15 protein-coding genes are annotated in these 14,021 nt (G+C 69.3%); 6 read left to right on the top strand and 9 right to left on the bottom strand.

The window, feature by feature from the left end; genetic code table 11:
* Positions 1–53 precede the first annotated feature (53 nt).
* The 5 genes from G7071_RS17130 to ctaE form a co-directional block, all read right to left on the bottom strand.
* Complete coding sequence (locus G7071_RS17130) at positions 54–752, bottom strand: hypothetical protein (RefSeq protein ID WP_166320589.1); 699 nt, start codon at positions 750–752, stop codon at positions 54–56.
* A 360-nt stretch (positions 753–1,112) separates the two neighbouring features.
* Positions 1,113–2,864, bottom strand: coding sequence for a cytochrome bc1 complex cytochrome b subunit (gene qcrB, locus G7071_RS17125; RefSeq protein ID WP_166320588.1), 1,752 nt, complete (start codon positions 2,862–2,864; stop codon positions 1,113–1,115).
* The gene (gene qcrA, locus G7071_RS17120) at positions 2,861–3,955 is read right to left on the bottom strand and encodes a cytochrome bc1 complex Rieske iron-sulfur subunit (protein ID WP_166320587.1); all 1,095 of its coding nucleotides are present in this window, start codon (positions 3,953–3,955) and stop codon (positions 2,861–2,863) included. The genes qcrB and qcrA overlap by 4 nt, the downstream gene beginning before the upstream one ends.
* Positions 3,952–4,839: a cytochrome bc1 complex diheme cytochrome c subunit gene (gene qcrC, locus G7071_RS17115; RefSeq protein WP_246210118.1), complete on the bottom strand. Its 888-nt coding sequence runs from the start codon at positions 4,837–4,839 to the stop codon at positions 3,952–3,954. The genes qcrA and qcrC overlap by 4 nt, the downstream gene beginning before the upstream one ends.
* 30 nt (positions 4,840–4,869) lie before the next feature.
* Positions 4,870–5,448 carry an aa3-type cytochrome oxidase subunit III gene (gene ctaE, locus G7071_RS17110; protein WP_484549354.1) on the bottom strand — a complete coding sequence of 193 codons (579 nt, stop codon included), beginning with the start codon at positions 5,446–5,448 and terminating at the stop codon, positions 4,870–4,872.
* Between the two features lie 136 nt (positions 5,449–5,584).
* Between ctaE and G7071_RS17105 the strand changes: the two genes are divergently transcribed.
* From G7071_RS17105 to trpD, 3 genes are read left to right on the top strand one after another with little or no spacing between them, the layout of a single operon-like run.
* Positions 5,585–6,511, top strand: a complete 927-nt coding sequence (locus tag G7071_RS17105; RefSeq protein WP_166320585.1) for a cytochrome c oxidase assembly protein — start codon at positions 5,585–5,587, stop codon at positions 6,509–6,511.
* 21 nt (positions 6,512–6,532) lie between these two features.
* Positions 6,533–6,949 (top strand): Rv3143 family two-component system response regulator, encoded by a 417-nt coding sequence (locus G7071_RS17100; RefSeq protein WP_166321265.1) that lies wholly within the window; start codon positions 6,533–6,535, stop codon positions 6,947–6,949.
* 59 nt (positions 6,950–7,008) lie between these two features.
* Positions 7,009–8,034, top strand: coding sequence for an anthranilate phosphoribosyltransferase (gene trpD / locus G7071_RS17095; RefSeq protein WP_166320584.1), 1,026 nt, complete (start codon positions 7,009–7,011; stop codon positions 8,032–8,034).
* Positions 8,035–8,041: 7 nt separating this feature from the next.
* Here trpD and G7071_RS17090 read toward each other — a convergent pair whose 3' ends face one another.
* From G7071_RS17090 to G7071_RS17085, 3 genes are read right to left on the bottom strand one after another with little or no spacing between them, the layout of a single operon-like run.
* Positions 8,042–9,427 (bottom strand): hypothetical protein, encoded by a 1,386-nt coding sequence (locus tag G7071_RS17090; protein WP_166320583.1) that lies wholly within the window; start codon positions 9,425–9,427, stop codon positions 8,042–8,044.
* The gene (locus G7071_RS19475; protein WP_246210115.1) at positions 9,424–9,651 is read right to left on the bottom strand and encodes a hypothetical protein; all 228 of its coding nucleotides are present in this window, start codon (positions 9,649–9,651) and stop codon (positions 9,424–9,426) included. The genes G7071_RS17090 and G7071_RS19475 overlap by 4 nt, the downstream gene beginning before the upstream one ends.
* Positions 9,597–10,055, bottom strand: coding sequence for a hypothetical protein (locus G7071_RS17085; protein ID WP_246210114.1), 459 nt, complete (start codon positions 10,053–10,055; stop codon positions 9,597–9,599). Before G7071_RS17085 ends, G7071_RS19475 begins: the two co-directional genes overlap by 55 nt.
* A gap of 150 nt (positions 10,056–10,205) precedes the next feature.
* Between G7071_RS17085 and G7071_RS17080 the strand changes: the two genes are divergently transcribed.
* A complete protein-coding gene (locus tag G7071_RS17080) occupies positions 10,206–10,484 on the top strand; it encodes an Lrp/AsnC family transcriptional regulator (protein WP_166320582.1) in 279 nt (92 codons plus the stop codon).
* 19 nt (positions 10,485–10,503) lie between these two features.
* Here G7071_RS17080 and G7071_RS17075 read toward each other — a convergent pair whose 3' ends face one another.
* Positions 10,504–12,282, bottom strand: a complete 1,779-nt coding sequence (locus G7071_RS17075) for a DEDD exonuclease domain-containing protein (RefSeq protein WP_166320581.1) — start codon at positions 12,280–12,282, stop codon at positions 10,504–10,506.
* A 62-nt stretch (positions 12,283–12,344) separates the two neighbouring features.
* On the opposite strand from G7071_RS17075, the gene G7071_RS17070 reads away from it, so the two are divergent.
* Both G7071_RS17070 and G7071_RS17065 read left to right on the top strand, forming a co-directional pair.
* Complete coding sequence (locus G7071_RS17070) at positions 12,345–12,620, top strand: hypothetical protein (RefSeq protein ID WP_166320580.1); 276 nt, start codon at positions 12,345–12,347, stop codon at positions 12,618–12,620.
* 74 nt (positions 12,621–12,694) lie between these two features.
* Positions 12,695–14,008 (top strand): hypothetical protein, encoded by a 1,314-nt coding sequence (locus tag G7071_RS17065; RefSeq protein ID WP_166320579.1) that lies wholly within the window; start codon positions 12,695–12,697, stop codon positions 14,006–14,008.
* Positions 14,009–14,021 lie beyond the last annotated feature (13 nt).

Raw genomic sequence — 14,021 nt, 5'->3', positions numbered from 1 at the left:
GGGTGGCCGCCTTGGGTCGGAGTCGACCCGGCAGATGATGTGCCGGGTGGCTCTCAGACCGCGACTTCTCCGAACGCACGGGCCAGGAGATCGCCGAAGTCGGCGCCGTCGCCGAAGAGGTTCTTGCGTCGGACCTCGATGATCGTCCAACGTCGAGGGCCGCGAAGCCAGCTCAGCCGTTCGAGGTCACGGTCGGCGTGCTCGTCGTTGTGGAATTCTTCGCCGAGATACTCGGCACCGACGCGGTGCTCGCGGTTGCCGACGTCAATGAAGTACGAGCCCCGCGGTGCGGCCTCCTCCACCTGGGGGATCGGCGTGGGGAATCCGAGGTCGAGCCAGCGGAGCCGGACGATGGACTCGGGTGGTGACTGTGCCCGATCGTCCGCGAGCGGAGCCAGTTCCCGGAGCTGTACGACGCCGCGGTAGCCCCTGAAACGTGGGAGCTCGGCGAGGAGTCGCTGTCGGGACAACCCACCGAGGCGAAGAAGGGAGTCGAGGGCGGCGATCGCCTGGTCGCGGTGGAGCAGCCGGCCGAGGTCGCAGGCCGTGCGCAGGGGAGTAGTGACCCGGAGCCCGTCGATGGTGACGACGTCGGTGCTTGTCAGGGTCCGCTCCCCGCTGGCAACCAGCCCGTTGCGCAAGCGACGCCCGGGTGGGCAGAACACGCACACCTTGGGCACGGACAGGTGATCGTTGGGCGCCAGGATCCGCGGCGCCCCGTGCAGCCAGCCTGCTGTGCGATCAGTGACCACCGCATCAGACGGTACGACGAGGCGTAGACAGGCCACGCGCAGGTCCAAGCTGTCCGCCAGGTCGCTGCGATGGAAGACGTCGCGGATCGGGTGCGCGAGGAGTCCGGCAGCCGTCCAGCTGCGAAGGGTGTGCGCGCTGATTCCGCGATCGCGAGCGTTGGACAGCGTGAAAGGTGTCTGTGGGACTCGGTCGTCCAGGGGAGGTTGATGCCGGAGCATCCCCAGAGAGTGCCGGGTCTGGTCGGCCGGCGGCCACCCAGCGCCATACGCCTGTGGAGAAGTCGGCTCTTGTGCCTGGTCGACCCCGTAGAAAGCAGTTGATCCGGCACAAGATGTGCCGGGTCAACCAGGTGCCGTGAATCAGTGTCCGCGCAGCGGTGCCTCGTCGACCGTGTGGTCGCTGTGGCCGTCGAACTGGTGGCCGTCAGCCGGGTGGTCGAGGCCAGCCTCGAGCGCGTGCTGGTGATCGGCGTGGTGGTGCGCCTCCTCCAGCTCGGCAGCAGTCGGCTTCTGGACGTTGTGCTGGAACATCCAGGCCGAGAGCTTGGCCCGCAGGCGCTGGGACCGCGAGCCGGGGGCGACGACGCCGTTGGCGTCGGTGTGGCTGACCGGGGGAGCGATCTCGTCGCGGGCACGTGCCGTGAGGGTGTAGGCGCTGGTGTCGCCGATCGGCAGGTGCCGCTCGGTGTAGCCGCCCTCGGGGGAGCGCATGATGATCCCGGTCTCGTAGCCGTGGAGCAGCTTCTCGTTGTCGTGACGCTGCAGCGAGATGCACCAGCGACGCGTGATGAAGAAGGCGATCACCGGGCCGAGGAAGACCATGAGCCTCATGAAGTAGGTGATCTGGTTGATGCTCAGGTCGAAGGTGATGGCAATCAGGTCGTTGCCGCCTGCGGCCCAGGCCAGGCCGTAGAAGGTCATCAGCGCAACCATGACGGCCGTGCGGGTCGGGGCGTTGCGCGGCCGCTGGAGCAGGTGGTGGTCGCGCTTGTCACCGGTGATCCAGGCCTCGAGGAACGGCAGCAGCATCACGATGGTCAGCATCAGCGGCGGCACGAGCAGGATCGGGACCATCACGTTCCACGAGATCGTGTAGCCGAAGATCACCGACTCCCAGCCCGGCATGATCCGCAGGAGACCGTCGGGCCAACCCATGTACCAGTCGGGCTGCGATCCGGCCGTCACCTTGGTCGGGTCGTAGGGCCCGAACTTCCACACCGGGTTGATCGTCATCAGACCGCCCATGAGCGCGGTGACGCCGAACACGATGAAGAAGAAGCCGCCCGCCTTCGCGGCGTACACCGGCAGCATCGGGAAGCCGACGACGTTCTGCTCGGTCCGTCCGGGCCCGGGCCACTGGGTGTGCTTGTGGTAGACGAGCAGGAGCATGTGCGCCGCGATCAGCGCCAGCAGCAGACCGGGGATCAGCAGGACGTGCGCGATGTAGAGACGCGGGATGATCGCGCCGCCGGGGAACTCGCCACCGAACAGGAAGAGCGACATGTAGCTGCCGACGACCGGCGTGGCCTTGAGGAAGCCGTCGGTGGCCCGGACGCCGGTGCCGGAGAGCAGGTCGTCGGGCAGGGAGTAGCCGGTGAAGCCCTCGAGGGTGCCGAGCAGCAGCAGCAGGCAGCCGATCACCCAGTTGAGCTCGCGCGGCTTGCGGTAGGCGCCGGTGAAGGCGACGCGCAGCAGGTGGACCATCATCGAGGCGATGAAGAGCATGGCCGCCCAGTGGTGCATCTGCCGCATCAGCAGACCGCCGCGGACGTCGAAGGAGATGTCGAGCGTGGTCGCCATCGCCTGCGACATCTCGATGCCACGCAGCTGGTCGTAGGAGCCCTCGTAGTGGACCTCGGCCATGCTCGGCGTGAACCACAGCGTCAAGAAGACGCCCGTGAGCAGCAGGACCACGAAGCTCCACAGGGCGATCTCGCCCAACATGAAGGACCAGTGGTCAGGGAAGACCTTGCGGAGGTTCTTGCGCGCGGCGCCCGCCAGGCCGAGTCGATCGTCGGCCCAGCCGGCGACGCCGCCCAGCTTCGACGGCTTCGAGGTGGTGGCAGGGGTGGTGCGGTTGGAACGCGCCACCTTGCTCGTGTCGATGCTCACTGCTTCTCACGCTCCCAGTAGCTGGCCCCGACGGGCTCAGTGAAGTCGCTCTGCGCGATGAGGTAGCCCTCCTCGTCAACCGCCAGGGGCAGCTGGGGGAGGGGACGGTGTGCCGGTCCGAACACGACCTTGGCCGAGTCGGCCAGGTCGAACGTGGACTGGTGGCAAGGGCAGAGCACGTGGTGCGTGGTCCGCTCGTAGAGGGAGATCGGACATCCCACGTGGGTGCAGATCTTGGAGTAGCAGATGACGCCGTCGACGGTCCAGTTCTCCCGGCCCTCGCCGTGCTTGATCTCGCGCGGCTCCATCTTGACGATGATGATCGCGCCCTTGGCCTTGAGGACCTGCAGCGGCACGCCCTCGATCTCGGGGTAGCCGTTCTCCTCGGTCGGGAACTGCGCCTCAGGGGCGGCGTTGACGAGGTCGCCGATCTCGAGCTCGGAAGCCTTGATCGGGGTCCCGACGACGTCGCGCACCAGGCGCATGCCCTTCTTCCAGATGGTGTGCTGTAGTCCGGTGCCGTTCTCGGCGTTGGCGACCTGGGCGTTGGTGGGTCCGAGGTCTCGCAGCAGGACCACGGCAGGCAGCCCGAGCAGGCCGACGGCGCCGAGCAAGCTGTTTCGGACCAGGGGCCGGCGGCCGATGCCGGACTCGTCTGCGCCCAGTGAGAGGGCCTCCAGGGTGGCCTCGCGGTCCTCCTGGCTCGAGGCGGCGGCGTGGCGCATCTCCACGATCTCGTGGTCGCTCATGAGCTTGCGGGCCCACTGGATGATGCCGACGCCGATGAAGAGCAGGGCGCCGCCCAACGCTGTGCCCAGCGCTGCCGTGGACGCACCGAGACCCAGGAAGGTGTCCCAGTTGTCCCCGACCTCGAGGGCGAAGTAGGCGACCACGAAGAGCACCGCGCACACCATGGAGAGGACGAACATCCCCGCGATCTGGCGCTCGGCGCGCTTCTCGGCCGCCGGGTCGACGTCGGTGGGACGCCACTGGTGGGCCGGCAGGCCGGGGTTGGCGATCGGCTCCTCCGGCACGGCCAGGGTGCGGTCGTGCGCGGGCGAGACCGCGTCGTCGTTGCCGGGCTCGATCATGCCTGAGCACCTTCCTCGGTCTGCGGGGTCCTGGTGGTGCGGGTGGTGTGCGCGGCGATCCACACGGCGAAGCCGACGAGGCCGCCGATGCCCAGGATCCAGGCGAAGAGGCCCTCGGAGACGGGGCCGAGGCCGCCGAGCCCGAAGCCGCCGTACTCCGGGCTCTCCTCGATGCTGCGGAGGTAGGCGATGACGTCGCGCTTCTCCTCCGGCGAGAGGTTGCCGTTGCTGAAGTTGGGCATGGCCTGCGGGCCGGTCAACATGGCTTCGTAGATGTACTTGCTCTCCACGCCCTTGAGGCTCGGGGCGTAGCCGCCGCGGGGCATGGCTCCGCCGGAGCCGTTGAAGTTGTGGCAGGCGGTGCAGTTGGTCAAGAAGATCTGTCCACCGCGGACGATCGCTTCTTCCCGCTCCTCCTCCGACAGCCCGTCGATGGAGTAGTCCTCCTCGGTCGGGATGGCCGGGCCGGGAGCGAGGCTGGCGACATAGGCAGCCAGCGCTGCGATCTCCTCGTCTGAGTAGACGACGTCCTTGCGGGGGGCCTGCTGCTCGGGGCGAGCCATCGGCATCCGCCCGGTGCCGACCTGGAAGTCGACGGCGGCAGCTCCGACACCGATGAGGGAGGGGCCCTTGGCGTAGCCCTCGCGGACGGTCTCGACGCCTTCGCCGTTCTGCCCGTGGCAGGAGGCGCAGCCGACGAGGAAGAGCTCGCGGCCCTGGGCGACGAGCTCCTCGTCGCTCTGGGCCTGCTCGGCCTGGGCGGGGGCGAGGACGGTGTAGATGCCACCGGTGAGGAGCAGGCCGAGCATGAGCACGACCAGCCCTGCGACGGGGCCGCGGCGGTGCCGGGAGATCCGACCTGCGGAGCGGTTCAACAAGCGCACTGTGAAGTCCTAGGTGTCCGGGTCGGGGGCTTACTTGATGAGGTAGATCGTGGCGAACAGCCCGATCCACACGACGTCGACGAAGTGCCAGTAGTAGGACACGACGATGGCGCTCACAGCCTGCTCATGGGTGAAGCGGCGGGCGAGGTAGGTGCGGCCGAGGACGAAGAGGAAGGCGATCAGGCCACCGGTCACGTGGATGCCGTGGAAGCCGGTCGTGAGGTAGAACATCGTGCCGTAGGCAGAGCTCGGGATCGTCACGCCCTCGTGCATGAGCTCGGCGTATTCGAGCGCCTGGCCGCCGATGAAGATCGCACCCATGACGTAGGTCAGGATGAACCACTCGCGCAGCCCCCAGCCGGCGACCTTCAGTATCGAGCCCTTGCGACCGACCTGGCCGCGCTCGGCGGCGAACACGCCCAGCTGGCAGGTCACCGAGGAGAGCACGAGGATGACGGTGTTGGCCGTCGCGAAGGGCACGTTGAGCAGCTGGGTCTCCTGCGCCCACAGCTCCGGGCTCACCGCGCGGATCGTGAAGTAGGAGGCGAACAGGGCCGCGAAGAACATCAGCTCGCTCGAGAGCCAGATGATGGTCCCCACGCTGACCATGCTCGGCCGGTCATGGTGCCCGTGCAGCCGGGATGTCGGAATCGTCGCTGTTGCTGTCGCCACGCGCTCATTATGTCGGTAGCCGACGACGAGGCCACCCCGACCCCCTGACTTTGGGCGTCATATTGTTCACATCGTGCTGATCGTGGGCGGGACGAGCGAGCTGGACCTGCCGAGGTTCACCCTCGGGCGGGTGTTCACCGACTGGGGAATCGACCCGGTGCCCTTCGTCCTGACGGTCTGGGTCGCCGGCCTCTACCTCCTCGGGGTGGTCGTGCTCCGTCGTCGCGGCGACGCCTGGCCGCTCGGACGGACCCTGGCGTTCGTCGTCGCCGGGATGGGGTCGTTCACCTTCGCGACCGCGTCGGGCATCGGGCGCTACGACACCACGCTGCTGAGCGTCCACATGGTCCAGCACATGATCTTGTCGATGCTCGTGCCGCTCTCCCTGGCCCTGGGTGCCCCTGTGACCCTCGCCCTGAGGACGCTGCCTGCCACTCCACGGCGCTGGCTCCTCGCCGTACTCCACTCACGGGTGGCCCGGGTGCTGTCGTTCCCGCCGCTGGCCTTCGGCCTCTATGTCATCTCGCCGTGGGCGCTCTACTTCTCCGGGTGGTACGACGCCTCGCTGGCCTCCGACTACGTCCACGAGATGATGCACATCCACCTCGTCGCCATCGGGACCCTGTTCTTCTGGCCGCTGATGGGCATCGATCCGCTGCCCGGCAGGGTGGGCTATCCGTTCCGGGTGCTGCTCACGGTGATGACGTTGCCGTTCCACGCCTTCCTCGGGGTGACGATCATGGGCCAGACGACGTTGCTCGGGGAGTCGCACTACCTCGCGCTGCGAGACGGACCGATGGGCAGCTGGCTGCCCGACCCGCTGGACGACCAGCACCTCGCCGGCGGGATACTGTGGGGAGCCGGTGACCTGATCGGGCTGGTCTTCTTCGTCGTCCTCTTCGCCCAGTGGGTGCGATCGTCGAGGACGGAGGCTGCGCGGGAGGATCGGCGCCTCGACCTGATGGAGGCGCGTAGCGCACGCGCCGACCGCGAGGGATAGCATCGCGCCGTGAGCCACGACATGACTTCCCAGCCCGCGCCGCTGAAGGTCCTCGTCTACAGCGACGACATCGACACCCGGCAGCAGGTCATCCTGGCCCTGGGACGCCGTCCCCACCCCGACCTCCCCGAGGTCGAATACGTCGAGGTGGCGACCGAGCCGGTCGTCATCGCCAACATGGACGCCGGCCACATCGACCTGGCGATCCTCGACGGCGAGGCCGTGCCGGCCGGCGGCATGGGCATCGCCAAGCAGCTCAAGGACGAGATCCACCAGTGCCCTCCGGTGATGGTGCTCATCGGTCGTCCGCAGGACGCCTGGCTGGCGACCTGGTCGCGGGCCGAGGCCACGGTGGCACACCCGATCGACCCGGTGCTGCTGGCCGAGTCGGTCGTCTCGCTGCTGCGGGCGAGGGTGCCGGCGGTCCCGACCTCCTGAGGGTTGCTCCGGGCGAGACCGGGCCCGAGGCTCGAGCGTGGTCTGCAAGACTCCCGCGCATGACGACCTGGGCCGATGTCCTGTCCGCACTGGTGGCTCGCGCCGACCTGTCTGCGGACCAGACCCAGTGGGCGATGGAGCAGATCCTCGCGGGTGAGGCGACCCCGGCCCAGATCGCCGGCTTCGCCGTCGCCCTCCGGGCCAAGGGCGAGACGGTGGCCGAGGTGACCGCCCTCGCCGACGCGATGCTGGCGGCCGGCAACGCCATCTCGGTCCCCGGACGGATCCTGGACGTCGTCGGCACCGGCGGCGACCGGTCGATGTCGGTGAACATCTCGACGATGGCAGCGATCGTCGCAGCCGGAGCCGGCGCTCGGGTGGTCAAGCACGGCAGCCGGTCGGCCTCGTCCACGTCAGGTTCCGCGGACGTGCTCGAGCACCTCGGGATCAGGCTCGACCTCCCGGTGGAGCGGGTCGCGCAGGTGGCGACCGAGGCGGGCATCACCTTCTGCTTCGCTGCCGCTTTCCACCCGGCCATGCGCCACGCAGCCGTTCCGCGGCGCGAGATGGGCATCGCCACCTCGTTCAACCTGCTCGGCCCGCTCACCAACCCGGCGCGACCCGCCGCACAGGCGATCGGCTGTGCGGATCCGGCCGCGGCACCGGTGATGGCCGGCGTCTTCGCCGGTCGTGGCGTCGACGCCTGGGTCTTCCGTGGTGACGACGGGCTCGACGAGCTGACCACCACCACGACCTCGACGCTCTGGGCAGTGCATGGCGGAGAGGTACGGCGGACACAGATCGACGCCCGGGCGCTGGGCATCACCCCGGCGACCACCGAGGACCTGCGCGGTGGGGACGCCGCTCACAACGCCGACGTCGTCCGCCGGGTCGTGGCGGGGGAGCAGGGCCCTGTGCGCGACGCAGTCGTCCTCAACGCCGGGGCCGCGCTCGCTGTGCACGACGATCCGGCCGGCGACCCGATGGAATCACTGGCCGTCGGCATCGCCAAGGCGGCAGAGGCCGTCGACTCCGGTGCCGCGGCCGCCACGCTCGAGCGCTGGGTGAGCGCCTCGTCGCGCTGACGCGTCGTCAGTCGGTCGTGGGCGCCAGGAGGGCGAACTCGTCGTCGGCCTCGACCACCCGCCACCCGGGGTCGTTGGTCAAGGCATAGCCCAGGGAAGTGTCCGGATCGACCAGGGCCAGGTCGGCGTCGAGAGACCGGACCTCGTCGTCCCAGCCGGGATTGAGGCGCAGGATGTCGGTGTTGCGTCGCAGCTCGTCGTTGGTGAACACGTCGCCATACCCGTGCATGACGAGCGCCAGCTGCGGGTGCCGCCACAGGAAGTAGGCACCGGTGTCCCAGTCGTTGAGGACCTTCGTGCCCGCGGGCTGGGCGTCCAGGCGCCTGTCCAGCCAGGCCGGAGCCACGTCGGCCTCGGCCCGTGACTGCACGACGGGGACCAGGATGACGGCGCAGGCAGCCAGGACCAGGGCGAGCGCGGCCGCCTCCCGGCGCTCGATCCCGGGCGCTCGGGGGACGAACTGCTGCAGGGCGCCAGCGAGCAGGGGCGCCAGCATCACGGCGGCCACCGTCGTGGTGCGGGCCGAGGAGACAGCCAGCGCGGCCGCCATCCCGATGACGAGGACCTCGCCCCACGGGAGGGGGCGGCGCTTGAGCGCGACGAGCAGGACGATGGCGAACATGCCCAAGAGCGCGATGGCGTAGGGCTCCCCGAAGTCCGGCGGACCCCACTCGGCGAAGTATTCGGCGCGCGACCCGACCGCGAACAGCGACCCGTAGACGCGCAGGCCCAGCGGCGTGGCGAGGACGATCACCGACGAGAGCACGGGGATCAGGACCAGCCGCAGGATCCGGTCACGATCGGCACGACCGTCCAGCAGGATGCCGACGATCGCGACCACGCCGATCACGCCCGCCAGGGGCCACATCCCGTGGAGAGGCGCCCAGACCCACGCCACGAGGACCAGCCACCAGCGGGGCTCGAGGTCGCGCATCGTGCGCAGCCACGCAACGGTGACGACCAGGACGAACAGATAGCTGAACACCTGCGGTCGCGCGGAGAGTCCCGGGCTTGCCGCGGAGCAGACGAGGATGGTGGCGAAGGCTGCGGGCAGAGGCGCGCTGACGAGGCGGCAGCACACGAAGGTGGCCAGCGCCAGGCACAGCACGAGGAAGCCGGCCGCCCACATCACGCCGGCAAGACCGGCAAGGTCCTCCACCCCTGCCATCGCCAGCTGGGCGAGCCACTGCGTGGAGACCCAGTCGGCGGTGTCGAACGGGCCCAGGTTGCCGGGGTCCGCGATCGACCAGCCGTCGAGGAGCTCGCGGCCCATCCTCAGGTGGAAGTAGCCGTCACCCGAGAGAGGGGGTCTGGACTGGTTGCGCACGAGTGCGCCGAGCAGCACAGCCAGGCTGACGATGGGCAGCACCCGGCGGACCAGGGTGGTGATCACGGGCGTACCTCGAGGACCCAGGAGTCGCCGTCGCGCTCGAAGCCCACCCGGTCGTAGTAGGGCGAGAGCATCCCGGGAGGAGTGACGACCCGCCGATATCCCAGGTCGGCGAGCAGTCCGCTCTGGCGCCACACGAACTCGCCGGGGGAGAAGTCCCTGAAGCGGGGCGTCACGTAGTCGAGCAGCACCTGGGCCGTCTCGCCGGCCGCCTCCAGCAGGACCACGCCGACCGTCTCGTCCCCCGCTGCACGAGGAAGGCCGCCTGCGCCTCGTCCCACGGGTCGTGGACGAAGTCGGGGTTGAAGCGCAGGATGTCCGCGCCGTGGACCCGCAGCACGTGGCGGAGGTATTCGTCGTCACTGCGCACGCGCAGCACCTCGAACACGGCGTCGTCGTGCCGCTCCCTCAGCGCCTGGGCGATGAACCAGACGTTGATCGCGCTGAGCACGATGTTCATGCCGACCATCGGCCACACCTCGAGCGCGGCGTTGAAGACCGTGAGGATCAAGCAGGCCGCCAGGTTGAGGATGCGCAGGCGGAGCAGCCGCGACTGGAGCAGCGAGTACACCAGGAGTGCACTGCCGCCCCAACCGAGGAGGTCGAGCCAGTGGTCGCCGAGCCAGGTCACGGGCGGAGACTACTGGTGCGCCGGGCTGACCAGGGTCACCGAGCCGGCGACGCCCGTCCACGGCTGAACTTGCGAGCCGCCAGTCATGGACGCAGTAGCAACACCCCGACGACCTACGCGTCCAGGACAGCGAGCGGTACGGTCGGGCCCATGATCACCGCCATCGTCTTCGTGAAGGCCGACGTCGCCCGGATCCCCGAGGTCGCCGAGGCGATCGCGGCGCTGGACGGCGTCAGCGAGGTCTATTCCGTGACCGGCCAGATCGACCTGATCGCGATGATCCGGGTCAGCAAGCACGAGGACGTCGCTGAGGTCGTGGCCGACTCGCTCAACAAGGTCGAGGGGGTCAGCTCGACCGAGACGCACATCGCCTTCCGCACGTTCTCGCGCCACGACCTGGAGTCGGCCTTCGCCCTGGGCCTCGACTGATCGCCAGCAGCGACCGGCGCTAACGGACGGGACTGGCGACGGGCGGGGCGAGGCGTTGCTCGTCGAAGGGGACGAGTGAAACTCTCGAGTGGGTGACCGCGTCGTGGATCGCCAGGTGACGCGTCGCCCCACCCACGGGGCAGACCCAGTCGCCCTCGACGTCGACGAGCCTGATCCCCGGGGACTCCAGCCAACGCAACAGCTTCTCCGTCTCCGCAGCAGTGGCCGCCGGCACCGGCCCGGGTGCGTCGGACACGGTCTCGGCGCCCGCGCGCAGCTGGTCGACGTAGTGGTGCGCATCGCCACCGGGGGGGATGACGCCGGCTGCCGCCAACCGGCCGTGACGCACGACGTGCACCGCCCACCGGCCGTCATCCTCGCGCCGCGCAGCCACCACTTCGGGGCAGCGGCTGAGAGCGGACAGACGCTGGGTCCGGGCAGCGGCACGGACGAAGGTGGCCAGCCGATCGCGGTGGACGCCGGCCTCCTCGAACCGTTCGAGGTCGGCCAGAGCCGTCATCCGCCGCGAGATGGCGTCCACCACGTCATCGGGACTGCGGATCAAGGAGTCGCGCAGGGAGCGGACCATCGCGGCATATGTCGTCGGGTCGACCCCGCCGTCGCACGGTGACAAGCACCTGCCCATCTCGGCCAGGACGCACGGTGTGCGGGACGGCGACGCCCCGAACCGGTCGGAGCACTGCCGCACGGGGAACGTGTCGTGCAACGCAGCCAGGCTCTTCTCGGCCGACTTCCTCGACGAGAAGGGACCGAGGTAGTCGGCGTCGTCGTCGAGCACTCGCCGCACCATCGACAGTCGCGGCCACGGCTCGCGGGTGAGCTTAATGAAGTGGACCTTCTCGGGAAAGCGGGAGCGGCGGTTGTACTTCGGTTTGTGCTCGGCGATCAGCCGGAGCTCGCGGACCTCGGCCTCCAACGGCGTCGCGCACGTGATCGCGGTCACCGACTCCGCCAGGCCGACCATCTCGCCCATCCGGGACCGGGTCTCAGATGCCGTGAAGTAGGTGCGCACCCGGGTCCGCAGGTCCTTGGACGTGCCGACATAGAGGACGCGGGAGCGATCGTCACGGAAGAGGTAGACACCCGGTGCGTGCGGCAGTCCCTCGGCCAGGTGCCGCTTCCGACGCTGGGCGGTGCTCACCCGGGCGGTGAAGGTCTGCAGCTCCTCGAGCGTGTGGACGCCCAGGCCACCCAAGCGCTCCATCAACCCGTGCAGCACGTCGACGGTGGCACGAGCGTCGGAGAGAGCACGGTGGTTTGGCGTGGTGGTCGCGTTGAAGACCTGGGCCAGCGAGGAGAGCTTGCAGTTGGGGGCGTCGTCGCGGGTGATCACCCGACGGGCCAGCTTGGCCGTGCAGAGAACCTCGAACCCCGGCCAGGTGAGGTCCTGGGCGTTGGCGAAGTGACGCAGGAAGCCGACGTCGAAGGGCGCGTTGTGGGCCACCAGGACGGTGCCGGCAGCGAACTCGAGAAAGGCCGGCAGCGCCGACTCGATGGGGGGAGCGTCGCTGACCATGGAGTTGGTGATGCCGGTGAGCACGGCGATGAACGCAGGTATGGCGGCGTGCGGGTTGACGAGGGTCTGGAACTCTCCCAGCACGACGCCGCCCCGGACCTTGACCGCGCCGATCTCGGTGATCATCGAGCCGGCGGCGGCAGAACCCCCGGTGGTCTCGAGGTCGACCACGCAGAAGGTGACGTCGCGCAACGGTCGTCCGAGCTCGTCGAAACCGCGCTGGGCCTCCCACCGGGAGGGGGTAGCGGCAGCACGGCTCATGAAAGTGACGGTAGATCTGAGCACCGACAACGACGGGGAGGACGCGCCACTAGGCTGCGCCGGTGACTTGTGAACTTCCCGACCAGTCCCATCGGTGGCGCTGCGGTGGCTGCGGCAACCTCACGCGGTTCGACGTGACGCGCACGCGGAGGACGACCGAGTTCTGGCACTTCGACCTCGCCGGCGAGCATGCCGTGGAGTCCACGGAGGTGCAGCAGGAGTCCGTCGAGTCGGTCTCGTGTCGGTGGTGCGGGCGCGACGACGCCATCGAGCTGGTCGACCGCAACGAGACCGGCCCGGGGGACGACCCCAGCAGCACTCCGTCCGCGACCGACTGACGATGCCCGCGACGAGTCCTGAGTCGGGGACACGCCAACGCCACCGTCCGTGGGGGGCAACGGGGGTCGGTCTCGTGAGCCTCGGACTCCTGCTCGGTCTGCTCTGTGCCGTCGGTGCCGACCTGCTGTGGCTGGTGGCCATGGGTGATCACGTGCGGGGCGCGGCCGCAATGCCCGACGGTGTGCCCTTTGCTGCGGCTCCGACCGAGGACTGGCCGCCCGTCATCCTGCTTGCCGAGGTCACCCTGTCGCTCGTCCACGAGCTCGGTGTGGGCGGACTCCTCGTCTGGCACTACTCCACGGTCCTTCTCGCGCTGATGCTCGTGGCGCTCGACGCCCGCCGCAGGGGGGCCGCCGACCTTGCCACCTCGCTGGCGCTCACGGTGCTGGTCGTCGCGGGCATCGCGACCTTCGCGGTCGCGCGTCTCCAGACCTTCTCCCTGGTCCCCTTCGTGCTGGTGCTGCTCCTCGTGCGCGCCCAGCACCGTTCCCCGGGGCGCGGCATGTGGTGGGCGCCGATCCTGGTCGCACTGTGGGGCAACCTGCACGGCGGGGTGCTGCTCGGAGTGTGTGTCATCGGCGCCTACCTGCTGTTCTCGCGCCTGCCTCGCCGCCCTGTCGAGACAGTCACCCTGGGTGTGGCGACGCTCGCTGCGCTCTCGATCAATCCCGCGGGGTGGCGTACGGCGGAGTACTACTGGGGCGTCCTCCAGAACGAGGCGGCCAAGCAGGGAGAGGGCTTGTGGGCGAGCCCTGACTTCAGGGACCCCTTCGACCTGTTGATGCTCCTGGGAGTGGGGCTGCTGGGACTGCTGGCCCTGCGTCGCCGACTGCCGCTGTGGGAATGCGTCGCAGTGGTGGGTCTGACGGTTGCCACGGTGGTGGCGGCGCGCAACGGGATCTGGCTGCTCCTGCTGCTGGCCGGCCCAGCGGCATACGGCGGCACTCGCGTTCCGGGACGGTTCGCAGACCTCAAGCTCTTGCCTCATGCTCGGGTGGTGGCCCTGGTCGTCGCTGCGCTGGTCGCCTCCGCGGTCCCGTCGGCCTTCCGCGGACACTCTCTCGGGGAAGCCGACAAGGCGCTGGCACAGGAGGTCCGGCAAGCGGCGCCGGCCCGGGTCGTGCTCGCGCCAGAGCCGGTGGTGGAGGCGTTGGCGGTCCACGGGGTCGAGGTGTGGCTCAGCAACCCCTTGGATGCGTTCCGGGCCGAGGACCAGCGCGCCTACCTCGACTTCATGGCGGGCCGGCCCGCCATGACCACAGCGGTCGAAGGCTCCGGAGCGGTCCTCGTCCAGGAGGGGACACAGGCCGACGAGGTCATGGCCGGTGAGGACGGCTTCGAGGTGGTCGCGCTCACCGGCGAGTGGGTGCTCTACGTCCGTTCCTGACTGCGTGCGGACC

Origin of the sequence: Nocardioides piscis, from assembly GCF_011300215.1 — a bacterium.
GTDB classification, from domain to species: domain Bacteria; phylum Actinomycetota; class Actinomycetes; order Propionibacteriales; family Nocardioidaceae; genus Nocardioides; species Nocardioides piscis.
This window is presented reverse-complemented; position numbering and strand designations above follow the sequence as displayed.

Coding starts and splice junctions, on each gene's coding strand:
- qcrA (WP_166320587.1), bottom strand. CDS start 3,955: ATGATCGAGCCCGGCAACGACGACGCGGTCTCGCCCGCGCACGACCGC.
- ctaE (WP_484549354.1), bottom strand. CDS start 5,448: ATGGTCAGCGTGGGGACCATCATCTGGCTCTCGAGCGAGCTGATGTTC.
- trpD (WP_166320584.1), top strand. CDS start 7,009: ATGACGACCTGGGCCGATGTCCTGTCCGCACTGGTGGCTCGCGCCGAC.
- G7071_RS17075 (WP_166320581.1), bottom strand. CDS start 12,282: ATGAGCCGTGCTGCCGCTACCCCCTCCCGGTGGGAGGCCCAGCGCGGT.
- G7071_RS17080 (WP_166320582.1), top strand. CDS start 10,206: ATGATCACCGCCATCGTCTTCGTGAAGGCCGACGTCGCCCGGATCCCC.
- G7071_RS17100 (WP_166321265.1), top strand. CDS start 6,533: ATGACTTCCCAGCCCGCGCCGCTGAAGGTCCTCGTCTACAGCGACGAC.